This is a genomic window from Bacillus seohaeanensis, from assembly GCF_042684945.1.
Taxonomy (GTDB): Bacteria; Bacillota; Bacilli; order Bacillales; family Bacillaceae_B; genus Rossellomorea; species Rossellomorea seohaeanensis.
Genome location: NZ_JBHUMF010000031.1, coordinates 183,578 through 199,046, shown reverse-complemented (window position 1 = coordinate 199,046; position 15,469 = coordinate 183,578). Strand labels below are relative to the sequence as shown.

The following is a 15,469-nucleotide window of genomic DNA, read 5'->3' as shown; positions in this document are numbered from 1 at the left end:
AAATATTTATATGTATAATAAGATTCTCCTGGCCAGGGGAATCTTATTTTTTTATACGGAGGGGTAATGGAATGAAGCAAAATGAATCCAGTGTAACTTCCTTAGTATCCGCTTTCGCTCGGGCCTATCATAGTCAATATGATACACCAAAGATTTTCGACGATTTTATCGCGAAAGATCTCATTTCTCCAGAAGAGTTTTCAAGAATCAGAGAGAATATGATTCAAGGCATATCGTTTTTCAACCAAGAGATTGCTCAAAAGTTTCAAGATCATCCAAATGAAATGTTAAAATGGATTACACAAGTACAACTTTCTCCAACACCCTTAGCCCGTGCTGCATTTTGTGAAAAAGTATTGCTTAATGAGGTGATGTTGGGAGTAAAACAGTACGTGATTCTCGGAGCTGGCTTAGATACTTTTTGCTTCAGACATCCCGAACTAGAAAACAGACTAGAAATATTTGAAATCGATCATCCAGCTACACAAAAATTTAAAAGGAAAAGATTAGCGGATGCAAATTTTCAAACTCCTAGCCATCTTCATTTTGTTCCGATGGACTTCACGAATACGTTTTCCGATCAAAGCCTCCTAGATGAAGGATTTGATAATAACAAAAAAACATTCTTTTGCCTTTTGGGTGTTTCTTATTATTTAACGAAAAAGGAACTTTCAAGCTTATTCAATCATTTATTCGCCAACGTCCCACCAGGAAGCTCGATCGTTTTTGATTATGCAGACGAAACACTCTTTGAAGAAAAGGGAATGTCTAATCGAGTTGAAAATATGCTGAAAATGGCTTCAGCTGGTGGAGAAAGGATGCAATCGTGTTTCTCTTATGATGAAATGGAGAATATGTTAGAAAAAGCAGGTTTACTCATTTATGAACATTTATCTCCAACGACAATCAATGAACGTTTCTTTAGCGATCGGTCAGATTATTTGACTGCATTTGAAACGATTCATTATATCCATGCTGTAAAGAAATAATTATCTATTTACATGCCGCTCAATCCTTAGGGTGATTGAGCGGTTTTCCATTATTAGATGTGACATATCAGATTATATCTCTTATTGAACTTTGCTGCGCCGTTACTTTAAGTACAAAGTTTCACAACCTCCCCTAAAATTTTCACTTAGATATCTAGGTGTTGTTCCATACAATGGCTCGTTTGTGCACCAAAATAAACCCTGCATATTAACGCAGGGTTTATAATCAATCATTTTTATAAAACTACACGGTCACCATTTTTTGTATTTTGAGTAAAAGAGTTTTTTAATGAAACAGCGAAGATGGTTTGGGACAAGGAAGCTGTCCCTGCGTCCCTTCCTAAATCACCCTTCCATAAGGATTTCACTTTAACGAATGAACGCCATTTCTCTTTTTTCAAGGGCATCGTTTAACCATCGAGGATGCATGTTCAATAAGTCTTGTGGTAGGTTTTGTTGTCCAAAAAATTTAATGTCAAGCGATTCATCTGAGTTACATCTAAGTTCTCCACCTGTAATTTCAGCAAGGAAACACGTTGTTATAAAATGGACTACTTTCCCATTTGGATAGGCAAATACTTGTGAATTAGGGTCAGAATAAACACCAATCAGTTTTTTAATTCTTATTTCTAAATTCGTTTCTTCTTTTACTTCCCTGATCGCTGCTTCAGCAACGGTTTCCCCTATTTCTATATGTCCTGAAGGAATACCCCATAGCCCTACATCTGCTCTTTTCTGTAACAAAACTTGATTCGCTTCATTTAAAATAATTACAGCAACACCAGCTTTTAATTCATCAATTCTCTTCATACAAAAACCTCCTTTAAAAATTAAAAAAGTCCGAAGGGAAAGGTTTCAACGCATAACAAATACGCTAAACCTTTCCCCTCGGACCTTTTATGTCAATAGGTGCCTTTTACATGTGTAAAAGATGTAGACCTCGGTCACAGACCTATCTAAATAGCGGAACCCTATCTACAATTTTCTAGTTTATAAACAAAGATTATAATTTTCTAGTACATTTCCTATTTTACAACTAATAATGGAAAAATTAAAGGTGTTCTTGCACGAACCTGCTATCGTTCATTGAATAACTTCAAGCTTCATGGGACAAGAGACCTGTCCCTGCGTCCCATTTAATGAGTTCGTTTTTTCTGCTTTGGATCCAACATGGAACGTAATTCCTGAATATCCTCTTCAGATAAGGAGTCTTCCTGGATAAAATGGACCAACATCGACTTCAGAGCGCCGCCATAAATTCGTTTAACAAAAGATTCCGCCTCCGCATGCTGACATTCATCCTGCGAATATAGTGGGAAGAAAGTATAAAGCCTTTGTTCTTTATTCACACCAACTACATTTTTTTTGACAAGACGATCCAAGAGAGTACGTACGGTTTTGGGTTTCCAATCCGTTCGTTCCTGTAGATTGGAAATCACATCATTGGCAGTAAGTGGGGACTCTTCCCAAAGTACCGTCATAATTTCCCATTCAGATTCTGAGATATTGGGAATTTTTTTAGACACACAGTTGCACCTCCTTTTGATAAAAAAGATCTTTTAGCAAAGCTTACTTAATATATCCCCTTTTCCTTCAAAATGGATAAGGTTATTTCTGCCGCCTTTTTCCCAGAGGCATTTTCTTTATTCTGTATATTGGTTGCAAAGAAAAACGTATTGTCCTCGTTCTCTACATATCCAATGAACCAACCATTTATTTCTTTGCCATTGACGGTGCCTGTACCCGTTTTTCCTGATAGAATCTCATCATCTTTTTCCTCGAGTTTGATAGCCTCTTTAACGGTTTGGATGTTTTTCTTTTTAAACCCTAACTGATTGGTATACAAATCAGCTAATAATTTCACCTGTTCTATTGGGGAAATCTTTAATGATGATTCTAGCCAAAATTGATTGATTCCCCCAGACATATCGGAATTACCGTAATTGATTCGCTTCAGATAAGAATGGATAATCCCAGCCTGGTTTCTTTTATCTAACTCCTGAAAATACCAAGTCACTGAATTTTTCATCGCCGTCGTTAAATTTTGGTCTGAATTCCAAGAATCAAAGGGGTACTGTGTGCCATTCCATTTTATCGTAGAATGTTCACTAGATATTAGATTGGACTCGAGCCCAAACAATGCACTATAAATCTTGTAAGTAGAATTCGGTGACACTCTCAAAGTGCTTTTATCTTTATTATATATTTGGTATTGATCAGCTTGAATATCATATAAGACGAAGCTTCCATCATAGCCAGTAAAATGCTCACTTAAATCCAAATAAAGAGCCTTTTCCCCTTTAAAATCATAATGACTGTAATCATTGGCCATGGCAGAAATTAGTGGAACCTGACTAGCAACCAGTACCCCTAACATGGTGAAAATCACTATACTTTTCATCTTCAAAAGTTTTGATTCTTTTGTATAGGAAGCAATACGCTCTATGCGGCTTTTGATTTGCTTTTTGGAGCCATTAAATTGATTAGCTAAAATAAAGTTTTTTTGTCGTGAAACTTGATCGATAAAATTGATGATTGTCATCCCATATTCTCTATGACAATTCTCATCTAAGGAACCTAACACTGCATAATCACAGGCAATTTCACGATCTAGTCGCATTTTCCGAAAAGCAATCCAAACTAGTGGATTAAACCAGTAAATGATTTGAAAAATAACGATCAGGTAATTCGAAGCGATATCTTTCGATTTATAGTGATGAAGCTCATGCAAAAATATATAGTTGATTTCATCCAAAGATAGCCATTCGTCAAAATTAATTGGCAACACGACATAATTTCTAAAAAGGCCAAATGTTATCGGAGATTTGACATGCGGTGATTCCCCTACAACTAAATGTCCCGATACATTCAATTGCTTTTTGCACTGTTCAAACAAAAACTGCACGTCTTTATTTTCCAAACGGTATGTCGTTCTCTTAATCCTCTTTACTTCGAGCCATGCCTTTACTGCCAGAACCGTCATGACAAGCACCCCTGCAATCCATATACAGGTTGTTATGATGTTCAAATATTCTAGATTAGACCGGTTGACAGATATGGAATAGTCCTGTATCCAATTCGAGCTTTGCACTTCCGCTATACTCTTAAACGAAGGACTTATTCCGTTACTTTGGCTGACATCCAAAGCAATATAGGAATCTTCAAAAGGAAGAAATTGAACGGGGATAAACGGCAGGATCAACGCAATCAACAATAAATACCATAACCGATATTGCCCTTTCGCAGATAATTGGTTTCGGAATAATCTACGAATTAGCATAATCCCTGTAATGGTTAAAGAAGACACCATAAAACAGATGATGAAGTATATAATCATGTCTCTACCTGACGGGGAAAGTAGAATCCAGAGTCTAATAGAAACTTTTTCATAAATATAACCCTCTCCCTAGAATTACAAATGTAATATTCAAATAATAGCATGCGATTTGTAGTTTATCAAACTCCCCCTTTCTAGAATGAATCTATGGTTCTTGGATATTTTGGTTCCTTTTAAAAGGTTCTTTTCTCCTAGATTGTTGTTTTTACTTCTACCTTCTGCCCGTAGCGGAAATCAACTCAGTTGGTGAAACCTAGTTTGTAGTTGAAAAGCAACAACCTTTACGAAAATAGCTTTTAAAAAAAAGGTTGACCAATCCAGATTACAGTTGTAGTATCATATTACACGTGTAATCCATTAAGCAGAAAGGTGGCGGTCCAATCAATTCGAGACAGCAAAACAACAACGAATATAGTTTGATAGATTATTTAATAGAAAAGAGGTTATCATTTTGAAAAAATTAATGAGTACGTTACCCAGACTACATAATTCTAAGGGAACTCCCCTTCTATCATTACTCATTCTGATTATGCTGGCTGGTTGTACGAACGCAGCCACTTCTCCTACTTCCACGTCCGAACCGGAAACCAATGAGGCAGAAGGAACTTCTACAGAAAAGGCATTTACCCAGCTTGAGAACGAGTTTGACGCCCGACTCGGAGTTTATGCAATCGATACTGAAACGGAAAAGAGTATCGCCTTCCGAGCAGATGAGCGGTTCGCTTTCGCTTCCACTTACAAAGCGCTAGCTGCAGGTGCAATGCTCAAGCAAAAATCCTTAAATGACCTTGACGAAATCATCACTTATACGGAGGATGACTTGGTCCCCTATTCACCGATTACAGAGAAACATGTAGATACCGGAATGTCATTGAAAGATATCGCCGATGCGGCTATCCGTTACAGCGACAATACAGCAGGAAACCTACTATTCAATGAACTAGCAGGTCCTGCAGGATTTGAAACCGTATTAAGGGAGATTGGCGATAAGGTTACAAAGTCTGATCGTCTCGAACCTGATTTGAACTTAACGGTTCCGGAAGACTCCCGTGACACAAGTACACCTAAAGCACTTGCCCAAAGTCTACAAGCATTTGTGGTTAGTGACTTGCTTTCTTCGGAAAAGCGCGAACGCATGACCAACTGGCTAGTTGGCAGCACCACTGGAGATACACTAATCCGTGCTGGTGTACCCGAAGGATGGGTCGTTGGTGATAAAAGCGGGGCAGGAAGTTACGGAACACGAAATGACATTGCCATCGTTTGGCCACCTGACCATGCCCCAATTGTCATTGCCATTCTATCTGACCGCACTACGGAGGACGCAGCGTATGACGATGCTCTTATTGCAGAGGCCGCGGAAATCGTAATAAACGCTTTAAAATAATAAACAGATATGGCAAAATCCATCGAAACTCGTATCGATTGTTATTGTGGATAGCCTTATCTTAATTTACCTAACTTTTTGTTTCATTTAGGTGTTATTATGTACAACTAATTGTAAAAACCCAGCTACCTTCTTATGAAGATTAGCTGGGTTTTTCAATTAGGTGCCTCATCAATTATTCAAGAACCTGGACCGATTGTTGAAGAGCGTTTTTCAACTAAAATCCCTGTAATTGAAGTATAGAAACGATAAAAAAAGCAGGTTTAAAGCGTCAAATATACAGGTCTTTATTCAGAAACACACTCTGAATAATTTTGAAAAGTACTATCGTAGCCCTGTTTATATATTTGCATAAAAAGCTGTATAGACAATATTCAAAGGAAAATCCAAGAAATACTGGTTTAACAGCATTTCTCGGATTTCGATTTCTTTCCAACCTTTCATTTGGGCACGTTTATTGAATTTATAATGTATATAGTTATTATTCAAGAATAGACATTACAGTATACTTCAGACAATTAATACAAAAGTACCTGTTTTTTTAAGCACATTTGAAGTCAACAGTTATCCAAAGTGGTCATGAAAACACCAAACAACAAGAAACATACTTACTATCCCCCAAGCAATGGTACTCCATATCCACCAAATTACGGATTTAGCTTTTGATGAATTTTCCTCGTCTTCCATATTTGCTTTTATAAAAGTGACCTTGCTTTCCATATCTTTTTTCATAGAAGTGAGAACAACAAATCCAATTATTATGAAACCAATAGTTATCCAAAGTAATAGGTCCACCTTTACACTCCTTTTATATAAGTTAACAAGAAGTTAATCTAATAAATTCTTCTGCATCTTTCACGCATAATTCCATTCCTTTTTCCCAGAAATCCTCTGAAGTAATATCTTCTCCTAAATGCTTCATAACTAAATCTTCTACAGTCATACTTCCTGAATCGCGAAGTAAGTTCAAATAATCTTTCTCAAAATCTTTTCCTTTCTCTTTTGCCTTTGCATAAATACCTAACGCAAATAAATACCCAAAAGTATATGGGAAATTATAAAAAGGCGATTGAGTAATATAGTAGTGTGGTGTCCAAACCCAAGAATAAATGGAAGGTTCTTTAAGGGAACCAGCATATGCTTCATTTATTGAGTCTTCCATTAGCTGATTTATTTGATTGGGTGAAATAATCCCTCTACTACGTTCCTCGTATAATCTCTGCTCAAAGATGAATCTCGAATGCATATTCATAAAGTTCATAACGCTACGCTTTAACTTTTCATCAAGTATAAACAATTTTTCTTCTTTTGAATTTGCCTTTTTCATTGCAGCATCAAAAATAATCATTTCGGAGAAGGTTGAAGCAGTTTCAGCAATACTTAACGGATAACGCTTATTCAATCCATTAACAGTTTTCATAGCGTGATTATGAAAAGCATGCCCCAACTCATGAACAAGAGTTAACACATTTAAAAAAGTACCGCTAAATGTCATAAAAACTCTTGATTCACCTGTGAGTGGAAAACTAGCACAAAACGGAATAGCGGACTTATTTGGTCGGTCTTCTGCTTCAATCCAGCCTTCTAAGAATGCTTGTTTAGCGAAGCCTTCTAATTCTGTTCCAAATTGACTAAAATGTTCTGCAATAAGGTTAGCAGCATCATCAAATTTTATTTCTTTATTACTTTTTATACTTGGAGCCCAGAAGTTATAAGCTTTCATATTAGATCCGCCTATCATTTCGGCTTTTCGCTTCAAGTAATTAGAGAAAGGTTGTTTATATTTACTGATTACTCTCCACATTGTATTCAGTGTTTGTTCCTTCATTCTGTTCTTTTTCAAAGGATCTTCAATTGCACTTTTTACCCCACGTTTGTTATTTACTTGTAAACGAAAGCCAGTAATGTGATTTATTATTTTAGCAAATAACTCTTCTTTCTCTTTCCATTTAGATTCTAATATATAATGTGCTTCCTTGCGCACCTCTTCATTATGGTGCGACCGTAAATTAATGGCTTGTCCAACTGATAGATTTTCTTCTTTACCATTAATCATAATTTTTACGTTAATACTACTTACTAAATCTTTATAGAATTCTCCCCATGCATGATACCCATCGACCATAAGATCTGAAATTAAATTTTGCTCTTCTTCAGACAAAATATTATCTCCACTTTTTCGCCATTCGTTTAGAATAAATCTATATTCTTGTAATTCTTTGGTTGCTAGTATGCCTTCCCAAACCTCTTCCTTTATGCTAATTAATATCTTCTTTACTTTCGATAATTCTTTTTCAAAGCGGGATTCCTTTCGAGCAACTTCTCCTCGTAAAACCGCAGCCTCGTGATCCTTTGGATTTTCTGCAAGGAGACAAGTGATAAACGAATTAGCTTGGGATAAGTACAAGCCAATGTTTCCGATATTCTCTATTAACTGGACCACTTTAATTATTTCATTTTTTGAAAGTGGAGTAATTAATGTTCTAATACTACCTTCTAGTTCATATACAAGAGCTTCTAATCGATTGACATGATCTAAAAATTGACTTGATTTTCTCCCCCCCATAAAAACCGTCTCTAGATTCCATACTTTTGAATAGCTTAGTTTCTCCATTTGTTCCTCCCTAATAAGTATGTTTCACTGAACACGAACGTACATTCTCACCATAGCATATTATAAAGGAAAATAATTCCTATCTTAATAAGAAAAATTTTTATGTAATATTAATGTCTCTTGTTAAATTATTAAACAGAATCGTTAGCTAAAGTACATCTATTCTCAAAGTCACCTAAAAGTGAAGTTCTTTGTTGCACAGTATTTAGTCTACTGTGCAATATAAAAGCTACTCCACAATCCTGCCCAATCGAAGAAGGGCAATAGCCGGTGATCAATTATCTGATCTTTAGTTATTGCCCCCGTTTAGTTCAACAACGAATTAATAATAACTGTTCCCGAATAAAGAAAACTCATAGTTAAAAACACAGATGCAAATACAGTAAGTGCTTTTAGGTAATTTTCCATAAAACTAAACTAATGCTAATCCTATAAATATATGAGCGATAACAAAAAGAAAGATGTTCACTCCTATCATCCTTGCCAAATTGCAACATTTTGTATTTGGTGAGTTTATACTTATTAATTCCGTTAAAGTCCATATATTGCTGAATAAATTTATATTATTTTTTCCATTCGCTTCTCAGCATACTATAAGTAACAATGTCATTATAGTGGTCATTTATAAATTCCGCATCACGACTTATCCCCTCATGTTTAAACCCAATACGTTCCGGTATCTTTCTACTTTTTGTATTAGCTTCAGCACATTGTATTTCAACCTTGTTAAGTTTTAGATCTTCAAACGCGTAATCCATTAATGCTTTAACACAGCTAATGATAATTCCTTTTCCTTCGAATTCCTTCCCAAGGTAATAACCTATGCTAGTATGTTTTGTTTTCCAATTTATATAATGAAACGAAATCATCCCAACCAAATTCCCCTGAAAATATATTCCTGCATTAAATCCATTATTATCTGCAAATTGCTTTAACCAAATAGGGATAATTGTTTCGCGATAATCGTCAGCAGATTTAATGTTATTTACCCATCCAAGCCATTCTTTTAAGTGGTCCCTGTTACCATCTACTAACTTATAGACCTCTTCTGCGTCGTGAGGTTGTAATAAGCCTAAATTAAGTTGTTCATTTACTTTGAACCTAAACATACTCATCCCTCCAAATAAAAAATAAAAAACCCGTCCCACTAATAAGGACGAGTTTAACCCGCGATACCACCCAAATTTCAAGAAAATATAACTTTCTTGCTCTTAATCGACGTACTATAATACGCGAGCCTTATAACGTAGGCTTTACGAGAAAGCTTACTATCATTTTCAGCTTTCCTTCTCCGAGAGGATATTCAGGGATAAGTGTACATTGGCTCTCAGCATTACACCAACTCTCTGTGGCACAACTTATTCACTTACTTGTTCTCATCAACGAAATTAATAGAAATATTTGTTAATTACTACTATATATTTTTCTATAGGCTAATTCAATAATATTTTGAATAATCACTCAAAAACTAGTAAGTAATTTCACATTCCAAACGCCTTTTAGCTTAACAACAATCATTTATTTCCGATTTTTAATAACGTTGTTTTTTAATTGAGCTTTCCGTTTGTGCAACAAAAAACCCCTGCATCTTAACGCAGGGGTTATAATCAATCTTTATTTTAAAAGTTTTTTCAAGTAAAGGAATTTTTTAAATGAAACAGCAAAGATGGATTGGGACAGGGGACCTGTCCCTGCTTCCCACCTATATTCTAATTCGACTTAATTCCAGCTCCACATAAGGGAATTATAATTACTTCATCTTTAGATTTTGAATACTTTAAGTACCCTGCATAATTAATGGCAGAAGTAATTTCTACATAGAATCCTTTGGCTGCAAGTTTTCTACGAGCTTCTGTGATTGCTTCTTCGCCGATTGTGATAATCGTGCCTTTAGTTTCTCGAATTGCTTCTAATATTTGTTTCGATCTTGCTGGCGCTGCAATGGCAATCCCCTCTGCTAAAGTCCCTTCATTCCTAACTGGCTTTGCTATTATCTCTTGATTTTCAAATGCTTTGGCAAGTGGGGCGCACTTTTCAGCTTGAATTGCTACAATTTTTGGCATACGGTCAATTCTATTTGCCTCTAAAAGCTCCTTGAAACCATAATATACACCTAATACTAATGTTCCGTTTCCTACTGGAACAATCACTGTATCCGGTGCTTTCTTTAACTGCTCAAAAATTTCAAAAGCGTATGTTTTTGTTCCTTCATAAAAATATGGATTATAGACATGACTGGCATAAAAAACTTGTTCTTCTTCAACAGCTAATTGGGCCGCAGCTGCCACATCTTCTCTTGTCCCTTTAACGGCTTTAACCTTTGCTCCATGCGCTTCAATTTGTGCCAGTTTTTTTGGTGAAGTATCTGCCCTCACATAGACATCACAGTCAATTCCAGCTCTTGCACTATAAGCAGCAATTGCCGTTCCTGCATTCCCACTACTATCAGCAATCATTTTTTCCACGCCTAGTTGTTTCGCCAGAGTTACTAATACTGCAACGCCACGATCTTTAAATGAAAGTGTAGGCATCATAAATTCTACTTTAACAAATGTATTTGACTCTGTTTCATCTAATACAAGCAAAGGCGTTTGCCCTTCACCGAGGGTAACGGAAGGCCAGCCTTTTAAGTCTTCTCCAGCATCCATTGAAGACGCATATCTCCAAATCGATGGGTGACTTGTCCATTTGTTTTGTGAGTCTGCTTTTGATTTTACTAGATTCAGTAGCCCACCACATTCACATTTCCAACGAGTTTCTTGAATCGGATACGTTTCATTACATACTGAACAAATATAATTGGTCATTTTCATCGTCTCCATTATTCAATATAAGCAATTGCTTCAATTTCAATTTTAAAACCAAAATGTAAATCTTTCGTTGGTACAACCGTTCTTGCTGGCTTATGTGGGCCAAAGAATTGTTCATAAACATCATTTACTTGATTCCAAAGCGCTACATCTGGAATGTATAATGTCATGCGTAGTATTTGTTCTTTTTTACTTCCAGCTGCAGTTAATATGGATTCGACATTTTTCAACGCTTGCAACGTTTCTTCTTCAATCGTTCCAAATTTCTTTTCACCTGTTTCGGGATCAACAGCAAATTGTCCTGAAACATACACGTTTCCTTGATGAATTGTCGCCAAAGCATAGTGACCATTTGATTTTAAATTGCCAACTTCAAATAAGCTTTTCATGTTAATCAATCTCCTTTTCATAACCATTAAATCTAAATTCCTTTTCACCTAACTCAATTTGTCCAACTTTCACATACTGAAGTTTGTGAAATAATCGGTTCATTCCAATATTTAATTCAGATGTATCGGATTTAAGAAACTTGATTCCTCGTTCTTTTGCAAGTTGTTCAGCAAATTGCATTAAGGTCGTCGCAACACCTTCTTTACGATTTGCTAGATTTACAGCTAACCGATGAATAACAAGAAAGTCTTCAGCTTTCCAATTCAGCTCATTATATTCTTGAGGGTAATCTCCATTAATTGAAATAAATCCTTTCAATTGTGCATCTTCCTCTAAAACATATAATGACTTGGTATTAATGTCTTGAAGAAAATCATCTGGTAAAGGATACGTTTCATCCCATTGACGATTATTAGATGTCGACATTTCAACTACAATTTGCTTCACAATCCCCATAATTTTTGGTAAATCTGATTCCGTTGCTAACCTAAACATAAATACCCCCAAAATTAGTTACTACTATAATAGTATCTAACGAATTGTAAAATGTAAATATATTCGTTAAGCTTAAAGTAATGAATATTTGGAGGAATTAATATGGAAATAATTCATCAATTAAAAAAGCTAGGTTTTAATGAATACGAATCAAAAAGCTATACAACGCTCGTACAAAATGGAACATCAACTGCTTATCAAGTTAGTAAAATTTCGGGTATCCCACGTGCTCGTATTTATGATACATTAGAAAGTCTAGTTGAAAAGGGAATCGTGTTAAAAGAAGACTATAAAAAATCGGCAGTTTATTCACCGTTACCAGTTGAAATTTTTCTACAAAAGACACAGTCAGAGTGGGAAGATACGTTCCGTACTATTGATAAGGGGCTAAAAGATTTGGAGCTTAAACAACAAAATGTTGAGGATAATAAGGTTTTTACGATGAAAAATCAGTCTGCCATTCTAAATTATTGTAAGGAGCTTATCAAAAAGGCAGAAAAAAGAATTGTCATTTCCTTTTGGTCAGATATGTACAATATGTTAGAAAATGAGCTGAAACAAATTGATCATCCTGTAAAAATACAAGGTATTACCTTCCATGTGGATGCTCCGATTGCAAATTTAGAAAAGCATCGCATTACACCTTATACAGAATCAGCTAACAGTGACCATTGGTTTGTTCTCTCCATTGATTCAAAAGAAATGATTTATGGACCGTCTTTATCTGAACGTGAAATTGCCTTTTATACGGATGATCCAATTCATATACGCTTATTAGAGGATTACATTTGGCATGATGTACTAGTAAACAGACTTGTGAAACAATCAGACGAAAATTTAGAACAATGGATTACTTCCGGAAGAAAACAATTCTTTTTAGAAGATTGAAATGAAAAAGGGTAGCTTCACGATGTAGAAATTCCTGTACTTTTTATACTTAACGAATATTAGAAAGATTTTTCCTTTTATCATATAGAGAATTTTAAAAAGATGGTATGGAAATACAAATTCCATACCATCTTTTTAAATAACTTCTTACTCAATAACCTGGCCTATTAGTTTAAAAACGAAGACATGCCTTTATACATTAAGTAGTTCCGATAACGTGGAGAAAATGCGAAAAAACGATAGAAAAAACAGACCAATTAGCAACCATCATCACACATTAAATAACAGTGTAATCAGTAAGTGGGACAAGGGACCTGTCCCTGCGTCCCATGCTTCTTTTATTACAACATTTCCCGCAGACGTCGTATGTCTTTCATTGGGGACAGGCCAAATTTACGGCTGTATTCCCGACTGAAATGCGATGGACTTTCATAACCTACCTGAAACGCTGCCTCAGCCGCTTCCAGGTTTTCCGTTAAAAGCAATCGGCGTGCTTCCTGCAACCGAAGCTGTTTCTGAAACTGGATTGGGCTCATGCCCGTGACTTCCTTGAAATGATTGTAAAAGGATGAAGGGCTCATTCTGGCTTCTTTCGCCAATTCGTTTACCTTTAAGGGCTGCGCAAATTCACGGTTTAACACCCTGATCACCTTTGCAATCCGTTGGGCCTGACTCCCTACAAGTGCAAAATACTTCAAGGAATCATTCCGGTCATTCTGTAGAATTCGGTAAATGATTTCACGTTTAATCCCATCGGCAAGGATTGGTATATCCTGTGGAGTCTCCAGTAGTCTAATAAGCCGTAATACCGCTTCAAGGAGCGAGTCATTTATTAGGCTGATTACCAGACCACGTCCCGGGGAGTCATTAGAAATTACTTGACTTGATGACTGAACGACTTCGAAAATCTGGTTCATATCAAGCTGCAAATTCACGCATAAATAAGGGTTTTCGGGTGAAGCCTTTATGACCTGTCCCGTAATCGGCAAATGAACGGAAGCAGTCAGATAGCTGGCAGAATCGTACTGATAGCTTTCTTCCCCAAGCATGACCAATTTTGCTCCCTGGGCCACAACACATAGGGAAGGTTCATAAACAGAGTAAACGGGTTCAGAAATCTGGGTGGCACGAACAAATCGCAATCCTGATATAGACGTGTCAGACGTTCCATCCACCGCTACATTTCTCTCGATCAACTCCGCTAACTCCTTAATTCGCTCCATGAACTATTCCACCGCCTTTCCAGTTACATTTATGGACCTCTTGCTCACTATACTACAATTTATTGGAGTATTAGGCAACAATTGTATATTTTCCGACTACCTCCTCTGTGGCGCAAAAGTTCATAATGAGTTTATGGTCAGACACTTCAATTAGATGGCATGGATTTGATCAAGTTTCTGTTACGTTCTTTGGATTACTTTATTTGCAGTTCAATCCTGCCAATATTTGAGTGCCTTCCATTTTTTAAATAGGAGAGGAGATTATAAAATGAAAAAAGAACTTATAAAAAATTCTCATCCCTATGTGGGGATGTGGGTGACCGCGGACGGCTATATTCGGCACGAGCTGCTTCCAAACGGCCGATACGATGAAGCCCGCGGCAACCGCGAAAGCGCCTATCAAGGTAGCTATATCGTCAAAGACAATCATATCGAATATGTTGATGATACAGGTTTTACTGCCAATGGTGATTTTATCAACGGGGTTCTTTACCATGCAGGTATGGTGCTATATCTAGAAGAAGGGAGCAAGGAATAATGTCTGTACTTAATGGAAAAGTGGTTGTGATTACAGGGGCAAGCAGCGGAATTGGTGAAACAACAGCCCGACTACTCGCAAGCCTGGGTGCTCATGTTGTGATCGGAGCAAGACGTATGGAAAGACTAGAATCATTGGCATCTGACATTCAGGGAAATGGCGGTTCTGTAGTCATTCAACAGCTCGACGTGACAGAACTAGAACAGATGCAGGCAATTATAGATGCAGCCCAAAGTCGTTTTGGCAGAGTTGACGCCATTATTAACAATGCAGGGGTGATGCCGCTCTCTTCGCTGGAAGCATTAAAAATTGAGGAATGGAACCGGATGATTGATGTCAACATACGCGGTGTCCTCCATGGCATTGCCACAGGTCTTCCGGTCATGAAAAAACAAGGTTTTGGACATTTCATCAACATCGCATCTATCGGCGCCTACGAAGTAACCCCGACGGCAGCTGTCTACTGCGCGACTAAATATGCCGTACGTGCAATAACGGATGGCTTGCGGCAAGAGACTATAGGTCAAGGGATCCGTGTGACCCTTGTATCGCCAGGAGTAACGGAATCAGAACTAGCTGAGAGCATTACCGACAACCAGGCTAGAGAATTCATGAAGGAATACCGACATAACGCTCTGCCAGCTACGGCTATTGCCCGTGCGATCGTCTATGCACTTGAACAACCTGTTCATGTCGATGTAAGTGAAATGGTCATTAAACCTGCAATGTAAATGAAACAAAGTGATAGAAGGAATGCAAATAGAAAAAGATAGCTTTCTCCGTTCACGAATTAATTCC

15 protein-coding genes and 1 other annotated feature are annotated in these 15,469 nt (G+C 36.9%); of the genes, 5 read left to right on the top strand and 10 right to left on the bottom strand.

Annotation, left to right across the window (positions count from 1 at the left end; translation table 11 throughout):
- The first annotated feature begins 71 nt into the window (after positions 1-71).
- Positions 72-989, top strand: a complete 918-nt coding sequence (locus tag ACFSUL_RS14315) for a class I SAM-dependent methyltransferase (protein WP_377936507.1) — start codon at positions 72-74, stop codon at positions 987-989.
- Between the two features lie 369 nt (positions 990-1,358).
- Here ACFSUL_RS14315 and ACFSUL_RS14310 read toward each other — a convergent pair whose 3' ends face one another.
- The 3 genes from ACFSUL_RS14310 to ACFSUL_RS14300 all read right to left on the bottom strand — a co-directional run bounded on the left by ACFSUL_RS14310 (position 1,359) and on the right by ACFSUL_RS14300 (position 4,326).
- Complete coding sequence (locus ACFSUL_RS14310; protein ID WP_071412038.1) at positions 1,359-1,799, bottom strand: NUDIX domain-containing protein; 441 nt, start codon at positions 1,797-1,799, stop codon at positions 1,359-1,361.
- A 326-nt stretch (positions 1,800-2,125) separates the two neighbouring features.
- A complete protein-coding gene (blaI, locus tag ACFSUL_RS14305; protein WP_071412037.1) occupies positions 2,126-2,515 on the bottom strand; it encodes a penicillinase repressor BlaI in 390 nt (129 codons plus the stop codon).
- Between the two features lie 47 nt (positions 2,516-2,562).
- Positions 2,563-4,326 (bottom strand): BlaR1 family beta-lactam sensor/signal transducer, encoded by a 1,764-nt coding sequence (locus tag ACFSUL_RS14300; RefSeq protein WP_377936504.1) that lies wholly within the window; start codon positions 4,324-4,326, stop codon positions 2,563-2,565.
- A 463-nt stretch (positions 4,327-4,789) separates the two neighbouring features.
- On the opposite strand from ACFSUL_RS14300, the gene bla reads away from it, so the two are divergent.
- Positions 4,790-5,713 (top strand): class A beta-lactamase, encoded by a 924-nt coding sequence (bla, locus tag ACFSUL_RS14295; protein ID WP_377937715.1) that lies wholly within the window; start codon positions 4,790-4,792, stop codon positions 5,711-5,713.
- A 564-nt stretch (positions 5,714-6,277) separates the two neighbouring features.
- Here the strand turns inward: bla and ACFSUL_RS14290 are convergent.
- From ACFSUL_RS14290 to ACFSUL_RS14265, 6 genes are all read right to left on the bottom strand, one after another.
- On the bottom strand, positions 6,278-6,508 hold the full coding sequence (locus ACFSUL_RS14290; RefSeq protein WP_377936502.1) for a hypothetical protein: 231 nt from the start codon (positions 6,506-6,508) through the stop codon (positions 6,278-6,280).
- 22 nt (positions 6,509-6,530) lie between these two features.
- On the bottom strand, positions 6,531-8,327 hold the full coding sequence (locus ACFSUL_RS14285; RefSeq protein ID WP_377936500.1) for a M3 family oligoendopeptidase: 1,797 nt from the start codon (positions 8,325-8,327) through the stop codon (positions 6,531-6,533).
- A 563-nt stretch (positions 8,328-8,890) separates the two neighbouring features.
- A complete protein-coding gene (locus ACFSUL_RS14280; RefSeq protein ID WP_377936498.1) occupies positions 8,891-9,436 on the bottom strand; it encodes a GNAT family N-acetyltransferase in 546 nt (181 codons plus the stop codon).
- Between the two features lie 40 nt (positions 9,437-9,476).
- Positions 9,477-9,719: a binding site (T-box leader), on the bottom strand.
- 317 nt (positions 9,720-10,036) lie between these two features.
- On the bottom strand, positions 10,037-11,134 hold the full coding sequence (gene thrC, locus ACFSUL_RS14275; protein ID WP_377936496.1) for a threonine synthase: 1,098 nt from the start codon (positions 11,132-11,134) through the stop codon (positions 10,037-10,039).
- Between the two features lie 14 nt (positions 11,135-11,148).
- A complete protein-coding gene (locus ACFSUL_RS14270) occupies positions 11,149-11,526 on the bottom strand; it encodes a RidA family protein (protein ID WP_377936494.1) in 378 nt (125 codons plus the stop codon).
- A gap of 1 nt (position 11,527) precedes the next feature.
- On the bottom strand, positions 11,528-12,022 hold the full coding sequence (locus tag ACFSUL_RS14265) for a GNAT family N-acetyltransferase (protein WP_377936492.1): 495 nt from the start codon (positions 12,020-12,022) through the stop codon (positions 11,528-11,530).
- Positions 12,023-12,124: 102 nt separating this feature from the next.
- Between ACFSUL_RS14265 and ACFSUL_RS14260 the strand changes: the two genes are divergently transcribed.
- On the top strand, positions 12,125-12,910 hold the full coding sequence (locus ACFSUL_RS14260; RefSeq protein ID WP_377936490.1) for a TrmB family transcriptional regulator: 786 nt from the start codon (positions 12,125-12,127) through the stop codon (positions 12,908-12,910).
- A 341-nt stretch (positions 12,911-13,251) separates the two neighbouring features.
- Here the strand turns inward: ACFSUL_RS14260 and ACFSUL_RS14255 are convergent, their stop codons facing one another.
- A complete protein-coding gene (locus tag ACFSUL_RS14255; RefSeq protein WP_377936488.1) occupies positions 13,252-14,133 on the bottom strand; it encodes an AraC family transcriptional regulator in 882 nt (293 codons plus the stop codon).
- A gap of 268 nt (positions 14,134-14,401) precedes the next feature.
- Between ACFSUL_RS14255 and ACFSUL_RS14250 the strand changes: the two genes are divergently transcribed.
- Both ACFSUL_RS14250 and ACFSUL_RS14245 read left to right on the top strand, forming a co-directional pair.
- The gene (locus ACFSUL_RS14250) at positions 14,402-14,671 is read left to right on the top strand and encodes an Atu4866 domain-containing protein (protein ID WP_071412032.1); all 270 of its coding nucleotides are present in this window, start codon (positions 14,402-14,404) and stop codon (positions 14,669-14,671) included.
- A complete protein-coding gene (locus ACFSUL_RS14245) occupies positions 14,671-15,402 on the top strand; it encodes an SDR family oxidoreductase (protein WP_377936485.1) in 732 nt (243 codons plus the stop codon). Before ACFSUL_RS14250 ends, ACFSUL_RS14245 begins: the two co-directional genes overlap by 1 nt.
- Positions 15,403-15,469: the final 67 nt, after the last annotated feature.

Excerpts from the sequence above, each read along its gene's own strand:
- ACFSUL_RS14315 (WP_377936507.1), top strand. The coding sequence starts at position 72 with ATGAAGCAAAATGAATCCAGTGTAACTTCCTTAGTATCCGCTTTCGCT.
- ACFSUL_RS14310 (WP_071412038.1), bottom strand. The coding sequence starts at position 1,799 with ATGAAGAGAATTGATGAATTAAAAGCTGGTGTTGCTGTAATTATTTTA.
- ACFSUL_RS14300 (WP_377936504.1), bottom strand. The coding sequence starts at position 4,326 with ATGATTATATACTTCATCATCTGTTTTATGGTGTCTTCTTTAACCATT.
- bla (WP_377937715.1), top strand. The coding sequence starts at position 4,790 with ATGAGTACGTTACCCAGACTACATAATTCTAAGGGAACTCCCCTTCTA.
- ACFSUL_RS14285 (WP_377936500.1), bottom strand. The coding sequence starts at position 8,327 with ATGGAGAAACTAAGCTATTCAAAAGTATGGAATCTAGAGACGGTTTTT.
- ACFSUL_RS14280 (WP_377936498.1), bottom strand. The coding sequence starts at position 9,436 with ATGTTTAGGTTCAAAGTAAATGAACAACTTAATTTAGGCTTATTACAA.
- thrC (WP_377936496.1), bottom strand. The coding sequence starts at position 11,134 with ATGACCAATTATATTTGTTCAGTATGTAATGAAACGTATCCGATTCAA.
- ACFSUL_RS14270 (WP_377936494.1), bottom strand. The coding sequence starts at position 11,526 with ATGAAAAGCTTATTTGAAGTTGGCAATTTAAAATCAAATGGTCACTAT.
- ACFSUL_RS14265 (WP_377936492.1), bottom strand. The coding sequence starts at position 12,022 with ATGTTTAGGTTAGCAACGGAATCAGATTTACCAAAAATTATGGGGATT.
- ACFSUL_RS14260 (WP_377936490.1), top strand. The coding sequence starts at position 12,125 with ATGGAAATAATTCATCAATTAAAAAAGCTAGGTTTTAATGAATACGAA.
- ACFSUL_RS14255 (WP_377936488.1), bottom strand. The coding sequence starts at position 14,133 with ATGGAGCGAATTAAGGAGTTAGCGGAGTTGATCGAGAGAAATGTAGCG.
- ACFSUL_RS14250 (WP_071412032.1), top strand. The coding sequence starts at position 14,402 with ATGAAAAAAGAACTTATAAAAAATTCTCATCCCTATGTGGGGATGTGG.
- ACFSUL_RS14245 (WP_377936485.1), top strand. The coding sequence starts at position 14,671 with ATGTCTGTACTTAATGGAAAAGTGGTTGTGATTACAGGGGCAAGCAGC.